Genomic DNA, 23187 nt, shown 5'->3' on the forward strand with positions numbered 1-23187 from the left:
GGACAGATCGACCTGCCACAGTCCGGGCCCGGCGTCCCGTGTTCCCCCGACAAATGCGAAGATGGGTTCTCGGCAGGACAGGGCCCCCACCACAGGGCCGAAGAAACAAGCGGCCGATTACCAGCCGCCGCCCGGTCACAGAGGACCGGTGCCCGGCGCACATGCATGGAGGACGTGACGTGGCGAACGACGCCAGCACCGTTTTCGACCTAGTGATCCTCGGCGGTGGCAGTGGCGGTTACGCCGCGGCTCTGCGCGCATCCCAGCTGGGTCTGGACGTTGCCCTGATCGAGAAGAACAAGCTCGGCGGCACCTGCCTGCACAACGGCTGCATCCCCACGAAGGCCCTGCTCCACGCGGGCGAGATCGCGGACCAGGCGCGCGAAGCCGCCCAGTTCGGCGTGAAGGCCACCTTCGAGGGCATCGACATCGCGGGTGTGCAGAAGTACAAGGACGAGGTCATCTCGGGCCTGTACAAGGGCCTGCAGGGCCTGGTCGCCTCCCGCAAGGTGACGTACATCGAGGGTGAGGGCCGCCTTTCCTCGCCGACCTCCGTCGACGTGAACGGCCAGCGCATCCAGGGCCGCCACGTCCTGCTGGCGACCGGCTCCGTGCCGAAGTCGCTGCCGGGCCTGCAGATCGACGGCAACCGCATCATCTCCTCGGACCACGCGCTGGTCCTGGACCGCGTCCCCGAGTCGGCGATCGTCCTGGGCGGCGGCGTCATCGGCGTCGAGTTCGCCTCGGCGTGGAAGTCGTTCGGCTCCGACATCACCGTGATCGAGGGCCTCAAGCACCTCGTCCCGGTCGAGGACGAGAACAGCTCCAAGCTCCTGGAGCGCGCGTTCCGCAAGCGCGGCATCAAGTTCAACCTCGGCACCTTCTTCGACAAGGCCGAGTACACCGAGACCGGCGTGCGCGTCACGCTGGCCGACGGCAAGACCTTCGAGGCCGAGGTGCTGCTGGTCGCCGTCGGCCGCGGCCCGGTCTCGCAGGGCCTCGGCTACGAGGAGCAGGGCGTCGCGATGGACCGCGGCTACGTCCTGGTCGACGAGTACATGCAGACCAACGTGCCGACGATCTCGGCCGTCGGCGACCTCGTCCCGACCCTGCAGCTCGCGCACGTCGGCTTCGCCGAGGGCATCCTGGTCGCGGAGCGTCTGGCCGGTCTGAAGACCGTCCCGATCGACTACGACGGCGTTCCGCGCGTCACGTACTGCCACCCCGAGGTCGCCTCCGTCGGCATCACCGAGGCCAAGGCCAAGGAGATCTACGGCGCGGACAAGGTCGTGGCCCTGAAGTACAACCTGGCGGGCAACGGCAAGAGCAAGATCCTTAAGACCGCGGGCGAGATCAAGCTCGTCCAGGTCAAGGATGGTGCCGTGGTCGGCGTCCACATGGTCGGTGACCGGATGGGCGAGCAGGTCGGCGAGGCCCAGCTGATCTACAACTGGGAGGCCCTGCCGGCCGAGGTCGCGCAGCTCATCCACGCGCACCCGACCCAGAACGAAGCGCTCGGCGAGGCCCACCTGGCCCTGGCCGGCAAGCCGCTTCACTCCCACGACTGATTCGTCACGGGCGCGACGACCACTTCCGCACATTCGTTAGGAGCAACTGAAACCATGTCGGTTTCCGTAACCCTTCCGGCGCTCGGAGAGAGCGTTACCGAGGGCACTGTCACCCGCTGGCTGAAGGCCGAGGGCGAGCGCGTCGAGGCCGACGAGCCGCTGCTCGAAGTCTCGACCGACAAGGTCGACACCGAGATCCCGTCCCCCGTGTCCGGCGTCCTGGCGTCCATCAAGGTCGCCGAGGACGAGACCGTCGAGGTCGGCGCCGAGCTGGCCGTCATCGACGACGGCTCCGGCGCGCCGGCTGTCGCCGAGGCCGAGACCGTCGTCGCCGAGGTCCCGGCCGCGCCGGCTCCGGTCGCCGAGGCCCCCGCGGCCCCGGCCCCGGTCGCCGAGGCCCCCGCTCCGGTCGCCGAGGCTCCGGCCGCGTCCGGCACGGACGTCGTTCTCCCCGCCCTGGGCGAGAGCGTCACCGAGGGCACCGTCACCCGCTGGCTGAAGCAGGTCGGCGAGTCCGTCGAGGCCGACGAGCCGCTGCTTGAGGTCTCCACGGACAAGGTCGACACCGAGATCCCCGCGCCGGTCTCCGGCACGCTGCTGGAGATCCGGATCAACGAGGACGAGACCGCCGAGGTCGGCACCGTCCTGGCCGTCATCGGCGCCGCCGGTGCCGCCCCGGCCGCCGCCCCGGCCCCGGTCGCAGCTGCTCCGGTCGCCGCCCCGGCTCCGGTCGCAGCTGCTCCGGTCGCCGCCCCGGCTCCGGTCGTGGCCGCCCCGGCCGCTGCCGCCCCGGCCCCGGTCGCCGCTCCGGCTCCGGTCGCCGCTCCGGCTCCCGTGGCCGCCCCCGCCGCTCCGGTCTCCGCCGGTGACGAGGGCGCGTACGTGACCCCGCTGGTGCGCAAGCTCGCCTCGGAGTCCGGCGTCAACCTGTCCTCGGTCTCGGGCACCGGTGTCGGTGGCCGTATCCGCAAGCAGGACGTCCTGGCCGCCGCCGAGGCCGCCAAGGCCGCCGCTGCCGCTCCGGCTCCGGCCGCCGCCCCGGCCGCCGCCAAGGCCCCGGCTGCCGCCGCGGTGTCCGAGCTGCGCGGTCAGACGGTCAAGATGACCCGCATGCGCAAGGTCATCGGCGACAACATGATGAAGGCGCTGCACTCGCAGGCTCAGCTCAGCTCCGTGGTCGAGGTGGACATCACCAAGATCATGAAGCTCCGCGAGCAGGCCAAGGCGTCCTTCCTGGCCCGCGAGGGCGTCAAGCTCTCGCCGATGCCGTTCTTCGTCAAGGCCGCCGCCCAGGCGCTGAAGGCCCACGCGGTCGTCAACGCCCGGATCAACGACGACGAGGGCACCATCACCTACTTCGACTCGGAGAACATCGGCATCGCCGTGGACTCCGAGAAGGGCCTGATGACCCCGGTCATCAAGGGTGCCGGTGACCTCAACCTGGCGGGCATCTCCAAGGCGACCGCCGACCTGGCCTCCAAGGTCCGCGGCAACAAGATCACGCCGGACGAGCTGTCGGGCGCGACCTTCACCATCAGCAACACCGGCTCGCGCGGTGCGCTGTTCGACACGGTCATCGTGCCCCCGAACCAGGTCGCCATCCTGGGCATCGGTGCCACGGTGAAGCGCCCGATGGTCATCGAGACCCCCGAGGGCACCGTCATCGGCGTCCGCGACATGACGTACCTGACCCTGTCCTACGACCACCGCCTGGTGGACGGTGCGGACGCGGCCCGGTACCTCTCGGCCGTCAAGGCGATCCTGGAGGCCGGCGAGTTCGAGGTCGAGCTCGGCCTGTAAGGCTCACGCCACATCGGCACACGCCCGTACGGCGCCCCCGCCCGGAACCACTCCGGGCGGGGGCGCCGTCGTCATACCCTGGTGGGTCCATGTGTGACATCCCGGGGGGCGTCGTATGGCACGTGCACAGGTGACGGATCTTGTCGTGGTACTGCCGGGCATCACGGGCAGCCGGCTCGCCGATGCCGACGGCGGGGCGGTCTGGGACCTCTCGGGCGCCGCCCTGTTACAGGGCCTGCGGACCTTCGGCCGCTCCGCGAGCGCGCTGCGCCTCCCGAAGGACATCGGCGACGGGGACCCGGGCGACGGCGTCGTCCCGGTGGGCCTGATGCCCGGTCTGCACGCCCTGCCCGGCGTCTGGCACCCGGTGGACGGCTACACGGACCTGCTGCGCTGGCTGGAGCGCCGTTTCACCCTGTCCGTATCGGACAACCTCCTCACGTTCCCGTACGACTGGCGCCTGTCGTGCCGCTACAACGCGCAGCGGCTGAAGGGCCGGATCGACCTGGAGCTGGAGCGCTGGCGGACCTCGGCCCCCGAGCGCCGCGAGGCCCGGGTGGTCTTCCTCTGCCACTCGATGGGCGGGCTGGTGGCGCGGCACTACGTGGAGCGCCTGGGCGGCCACGAGATCACCCGTCGCCTGATCACCCTGGGCACCCCGCACCGGGGCTCCGTCGCGGCCCTGGCCGGCCTGGTCAACGGCGTCCGGCTGCTGGGCCCGGACCTGGATCCGGACCTCGGCTCCTTCGCCCGGAGCCTGCCGTCCCTGCACCAGCTGGTTGCCGACCACGCGTGCGTGACGGGCCCCGACGGCCTCGCGTACGCCCGTGACCTGCCGGGGCTGCCCGGCGTGGACGCGGCCCTGCTGGCGGATGCGGCCCGCTTCCACGCGGACCTGCGCAGCGCCCCGCCCCGGGCCGAGCTGCACGCGATCTCCGGCATCGGCCAGCACACGGCGACGGCCGCGCGGTACGCGGACGACCGCCTGGCGCTCCTGCCGGGGACCGGCGCCGCCGCCGGGGACGGCGACGGCGCGGTGCCCCGCCTCGCGGCCGTGCCGGCGGAGGCGGCCGGCGGCGGGTTCCCGGTGACCGGGTCCGCCACCCCGTACGAGCAGCACGGCTCCCTCCACAACAACGGGGGTGTGCGGGACGCCCTTCGGAACCTTCTGGGCCACGAGCGCCCGGACGGGCCCACGCTCCCCGTCGGCGGCGAACCCGCCCGAGCCCGCCTGGGCGTGCAGGTGTCCGCCCTGCTGCCTGCGGGCGCCCCGTACGAGGTCACGGTCACGGCCCCCGACGACGCACTCCGGCTCACGGCGGAACTCCGCCCCGCGGACGGGGGCCGCCCGACGGCCCGCGCCCTGGACGACCTGGGCGGCGGCCGGTACGGCGCCACCTTCCCGCCGCCCGGGCCGGGCGCGTACCGGCTGTCGGTGGGCCGGACGACGGCCCTGAGCGTGGTGGCGGATCGGTGACCGGGCACCTCGGCTGCCCGGTCGGGGGCCCCTTGTAACCAGCCTCACCCAACGGCCCTGACCAGGAACGCATCCCTGCGGCCTGCTCCGCCGTATTGTCTACGCATCGAAGCGATGCGTGTCCCCCTCAGGAGATGAAGTCCGGATGATCACCCCACCCGTCGTGCACTCGCTGCGCGAGCAGATCCGCGAGCACATCGTGGAGGGGATCGTCAGCGGGCGCTGGAAGCCCGGTGAGCGGATCGTCGAGCGGCGGATCGCGGTCGAACTCGAGGTCAGCCAGACGCCCGTGCGCGAGGCCCTGCGCGAGCTGGAGACGCTGCGGCTGATCGAGTCGGCGCCGAACAAGGGCGTGCGCGTACGGAACCTGTCGGCCGCCGACCTGGAGGAGATCTACCCGGTCCGGGCCGGCCTGGAGCAGATCGCGGCCGAGCTGGCCGCGCCCCGGCTGGCGGCCGACTGCTCGGCGCTGGAGCCGCACGTGGCTGCCCTGTGGGAGGCCGACCGCACGGAGGACGGGACCGCGCAGGTGCGGCACACCGTCGGGTTCCACCGCGAGCTGGTGCGGGCGGCCGGGAACAGCGTGCTGCTGCACACCTGGGAGAGCCTGGGCATCGAGGTCTTCACGGCCCTGTCCATCCGCTGGCTCGGCACCGTCCAGAAGTCGTACGCCGAGGAGCACGAGGCGCTCGTGGAGGCGTTCCGGAACCAGGATCCGGACATCGGCGTGCTGGTGAAGCGGCATGTCCTGGGGTGCGCACCCCGCGCCTGACAGGGCGTTCTGTACCGATTCACCCGGCACCGGGTGCCTGTTTTCATGGCACCCGGTGCCGACTTTCCGCCGATGGCCCGTTTCTACGCCACATTCGTTTGATCGATCATCGATCAGCGATTTACAGTCGACGGCGGACCCCACCCGGGTCCACCGACCCTGTCCTGCCCGTCAGGGATTTTTCACCACCTCTCCTTTGTCCGGAAGGCGGCGCACACCGATGTCCGACCCCGTAGGAAAGCTTCCGAGCGAGCTCGACCAGCTCCCGGACCGCGACACCGAGGAAACCGCCGAATGGGCGGCCTCCCTCGACGCCGTCGCCAAGGCCGCCGGTACGCGCCGCGCCGAATACCTGCTCCGCCGCACCCTCCAGCACGCCGAAGCCGCCGGCCTCGCGCTGCCGAAGCTGCTGGAGACGGACTACGTCAACACCATCCCCACCTCCGCCGAGCCCGCGTTCCCGGGTGACGAGGAGATGGAAGCCAGGATCACCGCATGGAACCGCTGGAACGCGGCCGCCATGGTGACCCGCGGATCCAAGTACGGCGTCGGCGGCCACATCGCCACCTTCGCCTCGGCGGCCTGGCTCTACGAGACCGGCTTCCAGCACTTCTTCCGCGGGAAGGAGGCCGACGGATCGGGCGACCAGCTCTACATCCAGGGCCACGCCTCCCCCGGCATCTACGCCCGCGCCTTCCTCGACGGGCGCATCTCCGAGCAGCAGCTCGACAACTTCCGCCAGGAGTCCGGCGGCAACGGCCTGCCGTCCTACCCGCACCCGCGGCGCCTGCCGTGGCTGTGGGAGTTCCCCACGGTGTCCATGGGCCTCGGCCCGCTCTCCGCGATCTACCAGGCGCGCTTCAACCGCTACCTGCAGAACCGGAGCATCAAGGACACCGCCAACTCGCACGTCTGGGCGTTCCTGGGCGACGGCGAGATGGACGAGCCCGAGTCGACCGCCGCCCTGGCCCTGGCCTCCCGCGAGCGCCTCGACAACCTGACCTTCGTCATCAACTGCAACCTGCAGCGCCTCGACGGTCCGGTTCGCGCCAACTTCCGCGTGGTCCAGGAGCTGGAGGCCCAGTTCCGCGGCGCCGGCTGGAACGTCATCAAGTCGCTGTGGGGCTCCGCCTGGGACGAGCTGTTCCAGCTGGACACCACGGGCGCCCTGGTACGCCGCCTGCGCGAGGTACCGGACGCGCAGTTCCAGACGTACGCGACCCGCGACGTGGCCTACATCCGCCAGCACTTCTTCGGCGCCAACGCCGAGCTCGTGCAGCTGGCCGGCGTGCTCTCCGACGCGAAGATCGCCGAGTGCTTCCACCGCTCCCGCGGCGGCCACGAGCCCCGCAAGGTCTACGCCGCGTACAAGGCCGCCCTGGAGCACAAGGGCGCGCCCACCGTCATCCTCGCGCAGACCGTCAAGGGCTACACGCTGGGCACCGGGTTCGAGTCGAAGAACGCGAACCACCAGATGAAGAAGCTGACGACCGACGAGTTCAAGGACATGCGCGACCTCCTCGGCCTCCCGATCCCGGACAGCGCCTTCGTCGACGGCAAGGTCCCGTACGGCCACCCCGGCGCGAACAGCCCCGAGGTGCAGTACCTGAACGAGCGCCGCGCGGCCCTCGGCGGCCCGGCCCCGGCCCGCAAGGTCCACCACGTGGCCCTGCCGGCTCCGGCCGAGCGCTCCTTCGCCCCGCTGATCAAGGGCTCCGGCAAGCAGGAGATGGCCACCACCATGGCCTTCGTCCGGCTCGTCAAGGACCTGATGCGGGACAAGGAGACCGGCAAGCGCTGGGTGCCGATCGTCCCCGACGAGGCCCGCACCTTCGGTATGGAGTCCCTCTTCCCGTCGGCCGGCATCTACTCGCCGCTGGGCCAGACGTACGAGCCGGTCGACCGCGACCAGCTCATGTACTACAAGGAAGCCAAGGACGGCCAGATCCTCAACGAGGGGATCACCGAGGCCGGCGCGATGGCCGACTTCATCGCCGCCTGCACGTCGTACGCGACGCACGGCGAGCCGATGATCCCCTTCTACATCTTCTACTCGATGTTCGGCTGGCAGCGCACCGCCGACCAGATGTGGCAGCTCGCCGACCAGCTCGGCAAGGGCTTCATCGTCGGCGCCACCGCCGGCCGCACCACGCTGACCGGCGAGGGCCTCCAGCACGCGGACGGCCACTCGCACCTGATCGCGTCCACGAACCCGGCGTCGCTCAACTACGACCCGGCGTTCGCGTACGAGATCGCGGTGATCGTCAAGGACGGTCTGCGCCGGATGTACGGCGAGAAGCCGGAAGACGTCTTCTACTACCTGACGGTCTACAACGAGCCGAAGGTCCAGCCGGCCATGCCGGAGGGCGTGGAAGAGGGCATCCTCAAGGGCCTCTACCGCTTCAACACGGCGGCCGGCCTCGACGGCGCCGCCCCGGCCGCCGACGCCCCGAAGATCCAGCTGATGGCCTCGGGCACGGCGATCCACTGGGTCCTGGAGGCGCAGAAGCTGCTCGCCGCCGACTGGAACGTGGCCGCCGACGTCTGGTCCGCCACCTCCTGGGGCGAGCTGCGGCGCGACGCGCTGGAGTGCGACGAGGCGCTGCTGCGCGGCGAGGAGCGCACCCCGTACGTCACCCGCGTGCTGGAGGGTGCCCCGGGCCCGGTCCTGGCCGTCTCCGACTGGATGCGCCAGGTCCCGGACCAGATCAGCCAGTGGGTCCCGCAGGACTACACCTCGCTCGGCACGGACGGCTTCGGCCTGTCCGACACCCGCGAGGGCGCCCGCCGCCACTTCGGTGTCGACGCGCAGTCGATCGTGGTGGCCGCGCTGGCCCAGCTCGCCCGCCGCGGCGAGGTGCCGGCGTCCGCCGTCAAGGAGGCCCGCGAGCGCTACGGCCTGTAAGACACGGCCACAGGCACGGCAAGGCGAAAGGCCGGTGTCCGACCCCCTCGACCGGGTGGCGGACACCGGCCTTTGGCCGTATGAGCGGTGGCGGCGAAGGGGTGGACCCGTGATGCTGGAGCGGTGATGGACGAGACGGAGTTCTGGGAGATCGTCGACCGTACCCGCGAGGCCGCCGAGGGCGACCCCGAGGAGCACGCCGAGCTGCTCGTGGAGAGGCTGGCGCAGCTCGATCCGGACTCCGTCCTGGACTTCGCCCGGCACTTCGAGTCCCGGTACAACCGGGCGTACACCTGGGACCTGTGGGGGGCTGCCTGGGTGCTGCTCGACGGGGCGAGCGACGACGCGTTCGACTACTTCCGGTGCTGGCTGATCGGCCAGGGCCGGGAGGTCTTCGAGGGCGGGGTGCACGATCCCGACTCGCTCGCGGAGCTGCTGGGGGAGTTCGACGAGGACATCGACGGGGACGGCGAGGAGCTGGGGTACGCCGCCGACGAGGCGTATGAGCAGCTGACCGGGGTGGTGGCACCGGACTTGGGGATTCCGCTCCAGGCCGCCGAGCCGGAGGGCGCCCCGCTGGACTTCGAGGATGAAGCCGTGCTCGCGGAGCGCTTCCCCCGGCTGTGGGAGCGCTTCAGGGGCTGACGCCCCGCCAGGTCAGTAGTGCGTACCGCCGTCGATGCGGATCTCCGTACCGGTGATGAAGGCGCCGTCCTCGGAGCCCAGCATGGCGACGACGCCGGCGACGGTCTGCGGGCCGGCGAAGCCCTGGCCGAGGGCCGGGGCCAGCTTGGCGAACAGGCTCCAGTCGGTGTCCTCGGGCAGGCCGGGGCCGTTGCCCGTGGTCATGCCGCTCTCGATGGAGCCGGGCGCGACGGCGACGAAGCGCAGGCCCTGCTTGCTGTACTCGGCGGCCAGCGCGTGGGTCATGGACTGGATACCGCCCTTGCTCGCCGCGTAGGCGGACATGTAGGGGTGGGCGAAGGACGCCGAGGTGGAGCTGAAGTTCACGACGACCGGCTGGTCGCCCTCCAGCAGTGCCGGGAGCGACTCGCGGATCACCAGGAAGGTGCCCGTGAGGTTGACCGCGATGACCTTGTTCCAGAGGTCGAGCGTGGTCTGGTGGGTGTGCGCGGAGCGCAGGATGCCTGCCGCGTTGACCAGTACGTCGAGCCCGCCGAGGGACTCGACGGCAGCGGCGACACCGCTCTGCACGGCGGCCTCGTCGGATATGTCGAGGACGGCGGTGGTCAGCCGGTCGGCGTGCCCGTCGGCGGCGGCCCGGTCGGCGGTCGCCTTCAGGCCGGCCTCGTTCACGTCCACGGTGTGCACGCGGCCGCCCTCGGCGAGGATGCGGTGGACGGTGGCCTGGCCGATGCCGGAGCCGCCGCCGGTGATGAGGACGCGACGTCCTTCGTAACGGTTCATGGGGCGAGCGTACCGCCGTGATGACATATTTTGCCAGAGTGCCAAAGCATGCACCAGCGGCAGGCCCGGGAGGTAGGCTTCACCCGTGAGATCCCCTCGTCCGTACGCTCCCCAGGCCGGCCCCGGAGCCCAGTCGCTGACCGAGCGCCGCAAGGCCGCCACCCAGCTTGACATCGCCCGCGCGGCCTGCACGCTGTTCGCCGAACACGGTCCCGACGGCACCACCGCCGAGGACATCGCACACCGTGCCGGTGTGGCGCTGCGCACGTTCTACCGCTACTTCCGCAACAAGCAGGAGGCCGTGGCCCCGCTCCTCGCCGGCGGCGGCGAGGCCTGGCGCGCGCTGCTCGCCGAGGAGGACCCCGGCACCCCGCTCGGCGAGGCCCTGGAACGCGCGGTGACCCGCTCGCTCAGCGACCTGCAGGCGGTCGAAGAGGGGCTGGAGGTGACCCGCGGCCTGCTCCGCGCCGCCCAGGGCGACGAGGCGCTGCGCGGGGTCTGGTACCGGGTGAACCAGGACTCCGAGGAACGCCTGGTCCCGGTGATCGCCCGGCTGGCCGGCGAGGGCGCCGACCCCCTGGGCGTCCGCCTCCTCGCGGCGGCCGCGACCGACGCCATCCGCATCTCCCTGGAGCTCTGGTCGACCACGGAGGCCCCGGTCTCGGGCCCCGGCTCCCCCGCCGAACTCGCGGTCCGCTGCCTGCGCGACCTGACGGGCGCGATGCCGCTGCTGCGCGAGGTCAGAGGAACCGGTCCGACTTCATCCTGAGGTGCTCGGCGAAGAACGCGGGGGCATCGGGCCGCATCCGGGCCAGGGCCACCATCGCGGTCACGATGACGTCGGCGACCTCGGCCTCCACGTCGTCCCAGGTGTGCGAGTCGCCCTTGCGGGGATTGGTCCCCTTGACCCCGATGACGGCCTGCGCGGCCTCCCCGAACTCCTCGCCGATCTTGAGGATCTGCAGGGTCACGCTCTCCTCGTGCGCCATCCCGCGATCCCGGTCGTGCGCATCGAACCGGGCGGCCAGCGCACCGACGGTCTTCCACTGATCATCCATGCCCCGAACCTAGCCGGTGGCGCCCCCGGAGAAGGGCGGGATCGTCACGCCGGCCCCGGCGGATGACTCGGAACGGCTGACGGCGGCCGGCACGACGGCGGCAAACACAACGGCCCCGCCGCCCTCCGGAGAGGGTGACGGGGCCGCTGCTCGCGCTGTTTAGATGTCGAAGTAGAGCTCGAACTCGTGCGGGTGCGGACGCAGGGCGATCGGGGCGATCTCGTGCGTGCGCTTGTAGTCGATCCAGGTCTCGATCAGGTCCGGGGTGAAGACACCGCCGGCCAGGAGGTACTCGTGGTCCTCCTCCAGGGCCTTGAGGACGTCCTCAAGGCTGGTCGGGACCTGCGGGACGCTCGCGTGCTCGTCGGGGGAGAGCTCGTAGAGGTCCTTGTCGATCGGCTCCATCGGCTCGATCTTGTTCTTGACGCCGTCGAGGCCTGCCAGCAGGAGGGCCGCGAACGCCAGGTACGGGTTCGAGGACGGGTCCGGGGCGCGGAACTCGACGCGCTTGGCCTTCGGGTTCGAGCCCGTGATCGGGATGCGCATGGCGGCGGAACGGTTGCGCTGCGAGTACACCATGTTGACCGGCGCCTCGAAGCCCGGGACCAGGCGGTGGTACGAGTTCACCGTCGGGTTGGTGAAGGCGAGCAGCGACGGGGCGTGCTTGAGGATGCCGCCGATGTAGTAGCGGGCGGTGTCCGACAGGCCCGCGTAGCCTGCCTCGTCGTAGAACAGCGGGTCGCCGTTCGCCCACAGCGACTGGTGCACGTGCATGCCCGAGCCGTTGTCACCGAAGATCGGCTTCGGCATGAAGGTCGCGGTCTTGCCGTTGCGCCAGGCGACGTTCTTCACGATGTACTTGAAGAGCATCAGGTCGTCGGCCGCGGCGAGCAGCGTGTTGAACTTGTAGTTGATCTCGGCCTGGCCGCCGGTGCCGACCTCGTGGTGCTGGCGCTCGACCTGGAGGCCCTGGGCGTCCAGTTCGAGGGAGATCTCGGCGCGCAGGTCGGCGAAGTGGTCGACCGGGGCTACGGGGAAGTAACCACCCTTGTAGCGGACCTTGTAGCCGCGGTTGTTCTCCTCGGAACCGGTGTTCCAGGCGCCGGCCTCGGAGTCGATGTGGTAGAAGCCCTCGTTCGCGGTGGTCGCGAAGCGCACGCTGTCGAACACGTAGAACTCGGCCTCGGGGCCGAAGTACGCGGTGTCGGCGATGCCGGTGGAGGCGAGGTACGCCTCGGCCTTCTTCGCGATGTTGCGCGGGTCGCGGCTGTAGGCCTCGCCCGTGATCGGGTCGTGGATGAAGAAGTTGATGTTCAGCGTCTTGTCACGGCGGAACGGGTCCAGGCGCGCGGTGGTGATGTCGGCGCGCAGAGCCATGTCGGACTCGTGGATCGCCTGGAAGCCGCGGATCGAGGAGCCGTCGAAGGCGAGCTCCTCCGCCGGGTCGAACGCCCGCGCCGGGATGGTGAAGTGCTGCATCACACCAGGCAGGTCGCAGAAGCGGACGTCGACGAACTTGACGTCGTTCTCCTCGATGTACTGCTTCACTTCGTCGGCGTTCTGGAACATCCAACTCCTCCTACTCCCGGCCCCGGGGGAGGGACGGGTTGCATAGCTCGTGGTGCGTCAGTGCGGTGCCGCACGCTGACCCGACCATAAGCAGACGGGATTTCTCAAGCATGACCCATTTGTTTCGCACAAGTTAACCAGGGTCCCGCCGGAAGGCTGTGCAGCCTCACGGGTACCGTGGTGGGGTGGACAACAGGCAAGCACTCGGATCCTGGCTCTCCGGCCCCCGCGCGGCCGCCGAGGACATGGGCGTCGACTTCGGCTATCCGGGCCAGCGGCTCGGCCTGCCCCGGCAGGGCCCCGGCTCGGCTGCCCGCTTCGGCCGCCGCCTCGGCGGTGTCGCCATCGACTGGATCGGCTGCCAGGTGATCGCATACGGGCTGATCACCGGCGGCAACCCCGCAGCCACGGGCAACTGGACGCTGGCGCTCTTCGTGCTGCTGAGCATCCTCACCGTCGGCACCGTCGGGTTCACCCCCGGGAAGCGGCTCGTGGGCCTGCGGGTCGTCGCGCAGGACGGCGGCCGCCTCGGCTTCGGCCGGGTCGTGCTGCGCACGCTGCTGCTCGCCCTCGTCATCCCGGCGCTGGTCTGGGACCGGGACGGACGCGGCCTGCACGACCGGCTGGCCCGCGCCGTCCAGGTACGGATCTGACCCTCCCGGCACCCACCCGGTATGCATACGCACAGGGGCGCCCCCGAAGCCGTTCGGCTCGGGGGCGCCCCTGTGTCGTACGCGCAGTGCTGTGCACCGCGCGTTGTGCGTTGTATACGAAAAGCGGGTCAGCGCATCTTTCCGCCGCGCGGCATCCGCGTGCCCTTGGGCATCGGACCCTTCGGCAGCGGCATGTTGCTCATGAGGTCACCCATGGCCCGCAGCTTGTCGTTGACCTGGGTGATCTGCGGGCCGGCCAGCACGCGCGGCAGCTTCAGCAGCGTCGTGCGCAGCTTCTTCAGCGGGATCTCGCCCTCGCCGGTGCCCACGATGAAGTCGTTCACCGGGATGTCCGGCATGATCCGGGCCAGCTTCTTCTTCTCGGCGGCGAGCATCGGCTTCAGCCGGTTCGCGTTGCCCTCGGCGATCAGTACGACGCCCGCCTTGCCCACGGCCCGGTGGATGATGTCCTGGTTCCGGTTCATCGCGATGGCCGGGGTGGTCGTCCAGCCCCGCCCCACGTTGTCCAGTACGGCCGCGGCCGCGCCCGGCTGGCCCTCCATCTGCCCGAAGGCAGCCCGCTCGGCCCGCCGTCCGAAGACGATCGCCATCGCGAGGAACGCCACCAGCAAGCCCAGGATGCCCAGGTAGACCGGGTGGTCGATCAGGAAGCCGATCGCAAGAAAGACACCGAAGGTGACGATTCCCACGCCCGCGACGATCAGACCGACCTTCGGGTCGGCCTTGCGCGTCATCTTGTACGTCAGGGCGATCTGCTTCAGTCGCCCGGGGTTCGCAGCAGTCTCTGCGTTTGACTTCCTCGCCATACAGCGAAGTTTACGTGGCCTGCGGGGTCCGGGTCGCCGCGGCCTCGAGTACGTGCTCGGTTTCGACCCGGTCCTTCGCCCTGCGGCGGTCTTCGAGGACGGCGGTCCAGGCATTGCGGCGGGCACCGCTCATGAGCAGCGACTCAATGCCCCGGAAGGCGTCGGTGAACGACGGAATGGCAATGGCGCGTACGGGCGCGGCCTGCATGATGTCGATCCCTTTCACTGTGCTCACGGTGCCCATCGGCGGGCTTGGGGTGCGCGGCGGGTGGGTCGGCGGCGTGCGCCGGTGTGCGCGCTGCGTGGACCCATCGTCACTCACTGGTGTTACCAGGGCATGACCGACCGGTCAAACGGTGATGAAACATTTACGCGGCCCGCCGGGCTCTTCGTTACAAAGAGCCTAGGGGCCGCGTCGATGCGGTGTTACTCCGCAGTAAGAGTTTGTGCGTGAGTTCACACAGTCCGTGTGGTAGCGCGCGTCACACACCCGCGCGCTCAACCTGCGCTCAGACTCGGCTGCGCTTCTCCAGCCCGCGGTCGAGCTCCGCCTCGCCACCGCTCCGGCCGAGTGCCCGCCCTCGTGCCTCGGACGGACCCTCAACCTGCGCTCAGGCTCGGCTGCGCTTCTCCATCGCCTGCTGGTAGAGGCGCCCGGCGCGGTACGAGGAGCGGACCAGCGGGCCCGACATCACACCCGAGTAGCCGATCTCCTCGGCCTCCTTCGCCAGCTCCACGAACTCGGCCGGCTTCACCCAGCGCTCGACGGGGTGGTGCCGCGGCGAGGGCCGCAGGTACTGGGTGATGGTGATGAGCTCGCAGCCGGCCTCGTGGAGGTCCTTCAGCGCCTGCGAGACCTCCTCGCGCTCCTCGCCCATGCCGAGGATCAGGTTCGACTTGGTGACCAGGCCGTACGCGCGCGCCTTGGTGATCACTTCGAGGGAGCGCTCGTAGCGGAAGCCGGGGCGGATCCGCTTGAAGATCCGCGGCACCGTCTCGACGTTGTGCGCGAAGACCTCGGGGCGGGAGGCGAACACCTCCTCCAGCAGCTCCGGGACCGCGTTGAAGTCGGGGGCCAGCAGCTCGACCTTGGTGTGGCCGGCCTCGCGGCCCGCGGTCTGCTGGTGGATCTGGCGCACGGTCTCCGCGTACAGCCAGGCACCGCCGTCGGCCAGGTCGTCGCGCGCGACGCCGGTGATGGTGGCGTAGTTCAGGTCCATCGTGACGACCGACTCGCCGACGCGGCGAGGCTCGTCCCGGTCCAGGGCCTCGGGCTTGCCCGTGTCGATCTGGCAGAAGTCACACCGACGGGTGCACTGGTCGCCGCCGATGAGGAAGGTGGCCTCCCGGTCCTCCCAGCATTCGTAGATGTTCGGACAGCCGGCCTCCTGGCACACCGTGTGCAGTCCTTCGCCCTTCACCAGGGCCTGCATCTTGGTGTACTCGGGACCCATCTTCGCCCGGGTCTTGATCCACTCGGGCTTGCGCTCGATGGGGGTCTGGCTGTTCCTGACCTCCAGGCGCAGCATCTTGCGTCCGTCGGGTGCGACTGCGGACACGACCGGCTCCCTGTGACTTCGATTCTTCGGCGCCCACCAGGGTACGCCCGTAATTTCATACGCTCTTACGTCGGCCAACCTGGACACGGTCGGCCGAATTCCCCCGGCCGTCAGCCGGCGGCGGACTCGATCTCCCGGGGCCGCAGCTCGGCCTGCTCCAGTACGTCGTTCAGGTGCTTCTCGACGACCGGGACCACCTCGGCGATGGTGATCTCCTTGTCCAGTTCGTACGAGAGCGAGGTCACACCGGCGTCGCGGATCCCGCAGGGCACGATCCGGTCGAACCACGTGTTGTCCGGGTTCACGTTGATCGCGAAGCCGTGCATGGTGACGCCCTTGGCGACGCGGATGCCGATCGCGGCGAGCTTGCGGTCCTCGCGGCGCTGGCCGGCGTTGGACGGAGCGTACTCGGGTCCGTTCAGGCGGGGGTCGAACTCGTCGTCGGTCAGGCGCGGGTCGAAGTCGAGGGAGAGGCCGCCGATCTTCGGGCGCTCCTCGATCGGGTCGCCGAGGACCCACACCCCGGACCGGCCCTCGACCCGGGTGGTCTCCAGGCCGAAGTCGGCGGCGGTGCGGATGAGCGCCTCTTCCAGCCGGCGCACGTGCGCGACGACGTCGACGGGGCGCGGCAGCTTCATGATCGGGTAGCCGACCAGCTGGCCCGGGCCGTGCCAGGTGATCTTGCCGCCGCGGTCCACGTCCACGACGGGCGTGCCGTCCAGCGGGCGCTCGTTGTCGGCAGTGCGCCGGCCGGCGGTGTACACCGGCTGGTGCTCCAGCAGGAGGCAGGTGTCGCCGATCTCGTCCGCGAAGCGCGCGGCGTGGACCCGCCGCTGCTCCTCCCAGGCCTGGGTGTACTCGACGCAATCGGGTCCGAAGCCCAGATGGACAAACCCAAGATCAGCCACCGCAGCGCCTCCTCGTTGAACCTGCTGTGTGCACCTATCGCACCCAGCCAAGAGTACGGCGGCCGGTTCCCGACCCCTCAGGCGCCCGTCTGCGGCCCGTCCCCGGGGCCCGGCGGCAGCGGCCTGGGCCGCTTGCGGCCGCGGGGCGGCCGGTCCGGGTCCTCGTCGGCCCGCGGCAGCCGCCGGTGGCCCTCCGAGTGGTCGTTGACCCAGCCGCACACGCCGCACGCGTACCGCCCGTCCAGCCCCGCGATGTACGTGCCGCACCGGCGGCACTCGGCCTCGGTCAGCTCCGGCGCGGGCAGTGGCGCGGTGGCGTCGGCGGGGGGTTCCGCCCTGGTGGGCCTGCGGGTCATGTCGCGCAGCGTACGCGGACGGAGGGGGTCGGTCCGTAAAGGGCCCTACCGACTCTGCACACGATCGGATGAATGTGGGACAGAGGGGGCGGTGCGGACGGAGTTCGCCGCTACATTCACGCCGTTCAAGGGCCGGTCCTCCGGTCCGTCACGTCAGGAAACCGTGGAGCCGATGACGGAACGACCTGCCCAGCGCGTCCCCAACCGGCAGCTAGCAGCGCTGATCGCGGAAGCCGGGTTCTCCAACGCCGGTCTCGCCCGCCGCGTCGACCAGCTCGGCCTGGAGCACGGTCTCGATCTGCGGTACGACAAGACCTCAGTGACCCGGTGGCTGCGCGGGCAGCAGCCGCGCGGGACCACCCCGGCGCTGATCGCCGAGGTCTTCACCCGGCGCCTGGGCCGGCGGCTCTCCGCACAGGACCTGGGCCTGGACGCCTGCGCGCCCGTCTACGCCGGTCTGGAGTTCGCGGCCACCCCGGAGGAGGCCGTCGACATCGCCAGCGGGCTGTGGCGCAAGGACTCCGGCTCCCACGCCGAGCTCCGGAAGATCGCGTTCACCCCCGCCGGGCTGGTCGTGCCCAGCCGGGACTGGCTCATCGGGCGGGCCGACGAGCGCGTGGGCCGCGGCGCGGATCCGGCGGCCCCGGCTCGCGTCCCGGTGCAGGGGCGCGGCACGGTGCCCCGGCAGCGGCAGATCGACCGGGGGCCCGGCCAGCGGGTGACGAGCGGGGACATCGCAGCGCTGCGGTCGGTGGGCGAGCTGTTCCGGACCCTGGACCAGACCTACGGCGGCGGCCACGCCCGGCAGGCCCTGGTGCGCTACCTCGAACACGAGGCCGAGCCCATGCTCCGCGGCACCTACGGGGAGACCACCGGGCGGCGGCTGTTCTCGGCCGCCGCCGACCTGACCCGGCTCGCGGGCTGGACCTCGTACGACATCGCCGCGCACGGGCTCGCCCAGCGCTACTTCGTGCAGGCCCTGCGCCTGTCGCAGGCCGCCGGGGACCGGCCGTACGGCTCGTACGTGCTGGTGACCATGAGCCGGCAGGCCGTCTACCTCGGCCACGGCCGGGAGGCGGTTCAGCTGGCCCGCGTCGCGCAGCAGGGCGTCGGCTCCGGACCGCCGCCGGTGGTGCAGGCGCTCCTGCACTCCGCGGAGGCACGCGGCCACGCGGTGCTCGGCGAGGTCCGGGCCGCCACGGCCTCGCTGGTGCGGGCCGAACGCGCGCTGGGCGCGGCCCGGCCCGGGGACGACGTACCGCACTGGGCGCGGCCCTTCGACGAGGCGCAGCTGGCGGACGAGTTCGGGCACTGCCACCGGGACCTCCAGCAGTACCGGGCCTCGGCGCAGCACGCGGAGCGCTCGCTCCAGCTGCGGGCGCCGGGGTTCGCGCGCTCGCGGCTGTTCTGCCGGGTGGTGCTGGCCACGGCCCGGCTGGGGCTGGGCGAGCTGGACCAGGCGTGCGCGCTGGGCGCGGAGGCGGCGCAGCAGGCGATGGAGATGCGGTCGGTGCGCGCGGTGGAGTACGTACGGGACTTCGAGCGCAGGCTGGAGCCGTACCGTGACGCCTCGGCGGTGCGGACGTACCGGGACCGGGTCGCGGCGCTGTCGTGAGGCGGCCACGGCTCTGCGGTCGGACGGTCGGACGTGGGCCCGGTTCCGCAGGGGAACCGGGCCCCGGGCCGGCCGGTACCCGGTCGGCGGTGCCGCCCGCTTCGGCCGTGTCGGCGGTGCGGGCCGTTCCGGCGCCTCAGGCCACCGCCGGAAGGGCGGGCTCCGCGCTGGCCGGGAGCCGGATGCCGAAGTCGCGCAGGACGGCCGTGGCGGCGCGGCGGGCCGAGTGCAGCGCCCCCTGGACGGTGTTGGAGTCGCGGTGGTCGCCGCACACGTACAGCCCGGCCAGGACCCGGACCGTACGGCGCAGGTCGTAGGGCGGCGGCATCGCGGGGACGGCCTCCGGGACATGGTGGACGGCCAGCAGCTCCCAGTCCCGGGTGCCGGTCTCGTACAGCCGGGCGAGGCGCGAGGCGACCGTGCGCGCCGGCGGCGGCGGACCGAGCACGGTGGTGGTGACCAGGCTCCGGCCGGCCGGGGCCCGCGTCGGGTCGACGGCGCTCATCACCGCGGTGTGGGCGACGGGCCACCGGGGATCGCCGTCGAGCAGGAGCGAGCCGTCCCACACGAGCGGGGCGGCGGTGGCGTGGTGGATGACGGTGACCTCGTGGAACGCCGGCACCCGCAGCCCCGGCAGCAGTTCGGCGGCGGCCCGCGCCCCGGTGGCCAGGACGGCGGAGCGGCAGCTGAAGTCGCCGTGCTCCTCGGTGGTGACCAGGTTGGTCGCCACCGACCGGACCCGGACCCCGGTGCGCACCGTGCCGGGCGGCAGCGTGGCGGCGAGCAGCTCGGGCAGGGACGCGGCGCCGCCCTCGGGCACGGCGAGCCGGCCGCGGGCGAAGGTGCGCAGGGCGAGGTCGGCGACCCGGCTGGAGGTGGTGAGCTCCGGATCGCGCAGGAGCGCGGCGAGCAGGGGCCGCAGCGTCGCACCGAGGGCCCGGGAGCGCAGGGCGGCGAGCGCCGTGCGCTCGGGTCGGGCCAGTACGCGTTCCACGGGCAGGGCGGCGAGCCGGCCGAGGTAGGCGCTGAGCCGGGCCTGGTCGAAGGATCCGCTGGCCAGAGCGCGGGCCGGGGTCAGCGCCCCGGCGCGCAACTGCCGGCCGTCGGTGTGGACGAGCACCCCCGGCGCGAAGGGCCGCAGGACCAGGCCGGCCAGGCCGGGGGTCCGGTCGAGCTCCGTGTACGAGGTGTTGAGCAGCTGCCCGACGCGGTCCAGCCGGAACCCGTCGACGTGCTCGGTGGCCATCCGGCCGCCGGGATCGTCGGCGGCCTCCAGAACGGTGACCGCGACCCCGGCCGCGATCAGGTGGTGCGCCGCCGCGAGTCCTGAGACTCCGGCTCCTACGATGACGACGTCCGCATGCTGTGCGGCGCGGTGTGAGCTGCTGAGCACGTGCCCCTCCCCGAGGTCGGCGCGGCTGTGTGGGAATCCTTCTTCCCCCAACGGGTCCCAGGGGAACCCTAGTTCGGTGGGGTATTGCGGCCGGGTCCGGTCGCACGGCGGTCGCATCCGGGTCACGGACGGTCGCACGGGGGCGGGGGCCGGGGGGCGTTGGGGGGGCGGACCGCCGGCTACCGGCCGAGGGCGGCCCGGATCGCCTCGTCGATCCCCGGGTACCGGAAGGTGAACCCGGACTCCGACAGCCGGGCGGGCCGCACCCGCTGACTGCCCAGCACGTCCCCGGCGAACTCCCCGAGCACCACGCGCAGGGCGGGCGCCGGAACGGGAAACGGGGTCGGCCGGTGCAGTACCCGGCCCATCGCGGCGGTGACCTCCCGGTTGGTCAGCGGCTCGGGGGCGGTCAGGTTGACGGGACCGGACAGCTCCGGGGTGTCGATGGCGTGCCGCAGGGCGGCGATCTCGTCGTGCAGGGAGATGAAGGACCAGTACTGGCGGCCGTTGCCGAGCCGGCCGCCGAGCCCGGCCCGGAAGATCGGGAACAGCTTGCCCCAGGCCCCGCCCTCGGCGGCGACCACCAGTCCGGTCCGGGCGAAGACCGTCCGTACGCCGGCCTGCCGGGCGGGGGCGGCGGCCGCTTCCCATTCGATGCAGACCTCCGGCAGGAAGCCCTCGCCGGCCGGGGCGTGCTCGTCGACGGCGTGGTCGCCGGTGTCGCCGTAGTAGCCGATGGCGGAGCCGCTGACGAAGACGGCGGGCGGCGCGTCGAGCGCGGCGATCGCCCGGGCCATCGCGCCGGTCCCCGCCACCCGGCTGTCCCGGATCTCCTTCTTGTACGCGGCGGTCCACCGGTGTTCGCCGACCCCGGCCCCGGCGAGGTGGACGACGGCCCCGCAGCCGGCGAGCCCGGCGGGGTCGACGTATCCACGCCGCGGGTCCCAGGCCGCCTCGTCGGGCGCGGCGGGCGCGCGGCGCACGAAGCGCACCACGTCGTGGCCGTCCGCGCGCAGGGACCGTACGAGGGCCTGGCCGATGAGCCCGCTGGAGCCGGTGATCGCGATACGCATGCCCCCATGATGCAGGCCCGCCGCACAGCGCATCCCCCGCCGCGCGCAGCCCCCGGACCCCGCCGCCACCCCGCTGCGAGGCACCCCGGCGGGGGCCCCGCCCGCGCGTGCCCTCGTGGTCCGGGGGCTGCGGAGGGGCTGCGGGCTGCGGGCTGCGGGTCAGACGCCGTTCGTGCCCAGCCAGGTGCCGACCGCGTAGGTGACCCCCATGGCCAGCGCGCCGCCGGCCACGTTGCGCAGGACGGCCCGCGGGGCGGGTGCGCCGCCCAGCCGGGCGCTGATCAACCCGCACAGCGTGAGCGCCGCCAGCACCGCCGCCACCGTCACCGGCACCCGCTGCGGCGGCCCCGGCAGCAGGATCGCCAGCAGCGGCAGCAGCGCCCCGACCGTGAACGCGGCCAGGCTCGCGAACGCCGCGTGCCAGGGGTTGGCCAGCTCGTCGGGATTGATCCCGAGCTCCACCCGCGCGTGCGCCTTCAGCGCGTCCCGCTCCGTCAGCTGCAACGCCGCCTCCCTCGCGAGCTCCCGGCCCAGTCCGCGGGCCACCAGCAGCTCGGTCAGTTCCTCCAGCTCCGCCTCGGGTTCCTCCGCCAGCTCCCGCCGCTCCGTCTCCAGCGCGGCCCGTTCCGAGTCCCGCTGGGAGCTCACCGACACGTACTCGCCCGCCGCCATCGACAGCGACCCCGCCAGCAGTCCGGCCACCCCGGCCGCCAGGATCGCCGCGCGCGAGGTGGTGGCCCCGGCCATGCCCACCACCAGTCCGGCGGTGGAGATGATCCCGTCGTTCGCTCCGAGCACCCCGGCCCGCAGCCAGTTCAGGCGCGTGCTGATCGCCGCGCTCTGCTCCGCCCCGTCCGCATCCGTCACGGGACCACTGTCGGTGCCCGGACCCCGTACGGCCACCCGGCGGGCCGGTCCGGCGTGCGCGGCCACCGCCCCCGTACCAGGGTGGAGGGGTGAGACGCCGACGCGAGGAGCCTGGCTGGCTGCAGGGAAAGCCGCCACCACGCTGGGCGCGGCTCGCGCCCGCGGTGGCGCTGGTGGTGCTGGTGTTCGCGCAGCGCATCACCCCGGGCGACGTCGAGCTGGGCTTCTTCCTCGCGGGCCTGCCACCGGTCGCGGCCTTCGCGTACGGGGCGGCCGGGACCGCCGTCTTCGCCACAGTGGTGCTCTTCCTGCTCGGGGTGCCGTGGCTCGGCGTCGGGCACGCCCGGGGCACGGACCTGGCCACGGTGGCCGCGATCGGGCTGCTCAGCGTGGTGATCGCCTGGGTCCGGAGGCGCCGCGACGCGCAGCTGGTCAGCGTGCGGACCGTCGCGGAGGCTGCCCAGCTGGCGGTGCTGCCGCCGGTGCCGGACCGGGTCGGTCCGGTGCGCTGCGCCGGGCTGTACCGGGCCGCCCAGCGCGGCACCCTGGTCGGCGGGGACCTGTACGACGTACGGATCGGGCCGTACGGGGTGCGGGCGCTGGTCGGGGACGTGCAGGGGCACGGCCTGGCGGCGGTCGGCACGGTGGCCGCGCTGCTCGGCGCCTTCCGGGAGGGGGTGCTGGACGATCCGGAGCTCGCGGATGTGGCCGTCCGGCTGGACCGCAGGCTGCTCGCGGACACGGCGGGCTCGGCGGGCTCGGCGGCCCCTGCAGGCCCGCCGGAGCCGGTGGACCCGGCAGACCCGGCACCGGCCCCCGCCGGGTATCCGGAGCTGTTCGCGACGGCGCTGCTGCTGGAGTTCCCGCCCGGGCTGGACCTCGTACGGATCGTGTCGTGCGGGCATCCGCCGGCGCTGCTGCTGCGGGCGTCCACCGTGTCGGAGGTGGGCGTGGAGCCGGGGCCTCCGCTGGGGCTGGGGCTTGCCGGACCGGACCTCGCGGTGGTGGCCGACGTACCGCTGCTGCCGGGCGACCGGCTGCTCGCGCACACGGACGGGGTGACCGAGGCACGGGACACGGCGGGCGACTTCTATCCGCTGGCCGCCCGGGTCCCGGTGCTGGCGAAGGACCCGGCGGGGCTGGCCGGGGCGGTGTGGGAGGACCTGGTCGAGTTCACCCACGGCGGCCCGCGCGACGACGTGGCCCTGCTGGTGCTGTCGCTTCCGGACGCCGCGGACCCGGCATGAGCCGGCGGGACCCGGCGCCGGGACGAGGCCGCCGAGTTCAGCACCAAGGCGCTGGACGCGCTGCGCCAGCCCCTCGAATCGGGGCACGTGGTCATCGCCCGGGCCGCCGGGG

General features: G+C 72.2%; 21 protein-coding genes and 1 pseudogene. 11 read left to right on the forward strand and 11 right to left on the reverse strand.

The window, feature by feature from the left end; genetic code table 11:
• Positions 1–179 precede the first annotated feature (179 nt).
• The 6 genes from lpdA to ABTY04_RS22700 all read left to right on the forward strand — a co-directional run bounded on the left by lpdA (position 180) and on the right by ABTY04_RS22700 (position 9167).
• Positions 180–1568 (forward strand): dihydrolipoyl dehydrogenase, encoded by a 1389-nt coding sequence (gene lpdA / locus ABTY04_RS22675; protein ID WP_054225644.1) that lies wholly within the window; start codon positions 180–182, stop codon positions 1566–1568.
• Positions 1569–1622: 54 nt separating this feature from the next.
• Complete coding sequence (gene sucB, locus ABTY04_RS22680) at positions 1623–3368, forward strand: 2-oxoglutarate dehydrogenase, E2 component, dihydrolipoamide succinyltransferase (protein ID WP_352215179.1); 1746 nt, start codon at positions 1623–1625, stop codon at positions 3366–3368.
• A 115-nt stretch (positions 3369–3483) separates the two neighbouring features.
• Positions 3484–4845: a lipase/acyltransferase domain-containing protein gene (locus ABTY04_RS22685; RefSeq protein WP_352215180.1), complete on the forward strand. Its 1362-nt coding sequence runs from the start codon at positions 3484–3486 to the stop codon at positions 4843–4845.
• 148 nt (positions 4846–4993) lie between these two features.
• The gene (locus ABTY04_RS22690) at positions 4994–5617 is read left to right on the forward strand and encodes a GntR family transcriptional regulator (RefSeq protein WP_352215204.1); all 624 of its coding nucleotides are present in this window, start codon (positions 4994–4996) and stop codon (positions 5615–5617) included.
• Positions 5618–5837: 220 nt separating this feature from the next.
• A complete protein-coding gene (aceE, locus tag ABTY04_RS22695) occupies positions 5838–8522 on the forward strand; it encodes a pyruvate dehydrogenase (acetyl-transferring), homodimeric type (protein WP_352215181.1) in 2685 nt (894 codons plus the stop codon).
• Between the two features lie 126 nt (positions 8523–8648).
• A complete protein-coding gene (locus tag ABTY04_RS22700; RefSeq protein ID WP_352215182.1) occupies positions 8649–9167 on the forward strand; it encodes a DUF4240 domain-containing protein in 519 nt (172 codons plus the stop codon).
• Between the two features lie 12 nt (positions 9168–9179).
• Here the strand turns inward: ABTY04_RS22700 and ABTY04_RS22705 are convergent, their stop codons facing one another.
• Positions 9180–9950, reverse strand: a complete 771-nt coding sequence (locus tag ABTY04_RS22705; protein WP_352215183.1) for an SDR family NAD(P)-dependent oxidoreductase — start codon at positions 9948–9950, stop codon at positions 9180–9182.
• An 85-nt stretch (positions 9951–10035) separates the two neighbouring features.
• On the opposite strand from ABTY04_RS22705, the gene ABTY04_RS22710 reads away from it, so the two are divergent.
• On the forward strand, positions 10036–10719 hold the full coding sequence (locus tag ABTY04_RS22710) for a TetR/AcrR family transcriptional regulator (RefSeq protein ID WP_352215184.1): 684 nt from the start codon (positions 10036–10038) through the stop codon (positions 10717–10719).
• Here ABTY04_RS22710 and ABTY04_RS22715 read toward each other — a convergent pair.
• Both ABTY04_RS22715 and glnA read right to left on the reverse strand, forming a co-directional pair.
• Positions 10691–11008 (reverse strand): MazG-like family protein, encoded by a 318-nt coding sequence (locus ABTY04_RS22715; RefSeq protein ID WP_352215185.1) that lies wholly within the window; start codon positions 11006–11008, stop codon positions 10691–10693. The genes ABTY04_RS22710 and ABTY04_RS22715 overlap by 29 nt on opposite strands.
• A 159-nt stretch (positions 11009–11167) precedes the next feature.
• A complete protein-coding gene (gene glnA / locus ABTY04_RS22720) occupies positions 11168–12577 on the reverse strand; it encodes a type I glutamate--ammonia ligase (protein WP_352215186.1) in 1410 nt (469 codons plus the stop codon).
• A gap of 185 nt (positions 12578–12762) precedes the next feature.
• Here glnA and ABTY04_RS22725 point away from each other — a divergent pair, with 185 nt between their 5' ends.
• Complete coding sequence (locus ABTY04_RS22725) at positions 12763–13230, forward strand: RDD family protein (protein WP_352215187.1); 468 nt, start codon at positions 12763–12765, stop codon at positions 13228–13230.
• A 128-nt stretch (positions 13231–13358) separates the two neighbouring features.
• Here the strand turns inward: ABTY04_RS22725 and ABTY04_RS22730 are convergent, their stop codons facing one another.
• From ABTY04_RS22730 to ABTY04_RS22750, 5 genes are all read right to left on the reverse strand, one after another.
• A complete protein-coding gene (locus ABTY04_RS22730) occupies positions 13359–14057 on the reverse strand; it encodes a DUF4191 domain-containing protein (protein ID WP_352215188.1) in 699 nt (232 codons plus the stop codon).
• Between the two features lie 10 nt (positions 14058–14067).
• Complete coding sequence (locus ABTY04_RS22735; protein WP_214937012.1) at positions 14068–14265, reverse strand: SCO2195 family GlnR-regulated protein; 198 nt, start codon at positions 14263–14265, stop codon at positions 14068–14070.
• A gap of 403 nt (positions 14266–14668) precedes the next feature.
• Positions 14669–15616: a lipoyl synthase gene (gene lipA / locus ABTY04_RS22740; RefSeq protein ID WP_352215189.1), complete on the reverse strand. Its 948-nt coding sequence runs from the start codon at positions 15614–15616 to the stop codon at positions 14669–14671.
• Positions 15617–15726: 110 nt separating this feature from the next.
• A complete protein-coding gene (gene lipB / locus ABTY04_RS22745) occupies positions 15727–16524 on the reverse strand; it encodes a lipoyl(octanoyl) transferase LipB (protein ID WP_352215190.1) in 798 nt (265 codons plus the stop codon).
• Between the two features lie 77 nt (positions 16525–16601).
• Positions 16602–16880, reverse strand: coding sequence for a hypothetical protein (locus ABTY04_RS22750; protein WP_352215191.1), 279 nt, complete (start codon positions 16878–16880; stop codon positions 16602–16604).
• Between the two features lie 172 nt (positions 16881–17052).
• On the opposite strand from ABTY04_RS22750, the gene ABTY04_RS22755 reads away from it, so the two are divergent.
• Positions 17053–18495 (forward strand): NsdA family TPR-like regulatory protein, encoded by a 1443-nt coding sequence (locus ABTY04_RS22755; RefSeq protein ID WP_352215192.1) that lies wholly within the window; start codon positions 17053–17055, stop codon positions 18493–18495.
• 136 nt (positions 18496–18631) lie between these two features.
• Here ABTY04_RS22755 and ABTY04_RS22760 read toward each other — a convergent pair whose 3' ends face one another.
• The 3 genes from ABTY04_RS22760 to ABTY04_RS22770 form a co-directional block, all read right to left on the reverse strand.
• Positions 18632–19888: an NAD(P)/FAD-dependent oxidoreductase gene (locus ABTY04_RS22760; protein ID WP_352215193.1), complete on the reverse strand. Its 1257-nt coding sequence runs from the start codon at positions 19886–19888 to the stop codon at positions 18632–18634.
• Positions 19889–20067: 179 nt separating this feature from the next.
• A complete protein-coding gene (locus ABTY04_RS22765; protein ID WP_352215194.1) occupies positions 20068–20961 on the reverse strand; it encodes a TIGR01777 family oxidoreductase in 894 nt (297 codons plus the stop codon).
• A 159-nt stretch (positions 20962–21120) separates the two neighbouring features.
• Positions 21121–21828 carry a VIT1/CCC1 transporter family protein gene (locus ABTY04_RS22770; protein ID WP_352215195.1) on the reverse strand — a complete coding sequence of 236 codons (708 nt, stop codon included), beginning with the start codon at positions 21826–21828 and terminating at the stop codon, positions 21121–21123.
• An 89-nt stretch (positions 21829–21917) separates the two neighbouring features.
• Between ABTY04_RS22770 and ABTY04_RS22775 the strand changes: the two genes are divergently transcribed.
• Positions 21918–23075: a PP2C family protein-serine/threonine phosphatase gene (locus ABTY04_RS22775; protein WP_352215196.1), complete on the forward strand. Its 1158-nt coding sequence runs from the start codon at positions 21918–21920 to the stop codon at positions 23073–23075.
• Positions 23076–23096: 21 nt separating this feature from the next.
• Positions 23097–23187: pseudogene (locus ABTY04_RS22780) on the forward strand (ATP-binding protein); the annotation flags it as partial.

Source organism: Streptomyces sp. NPDC097981 (genome assembly GCF_040302565.1).
Taxonomy (GTDB): Bacteria; Actinomycetota; Actinomycetes; order Streptomycetales; family Streptomycetaceae; genus Streptomyces.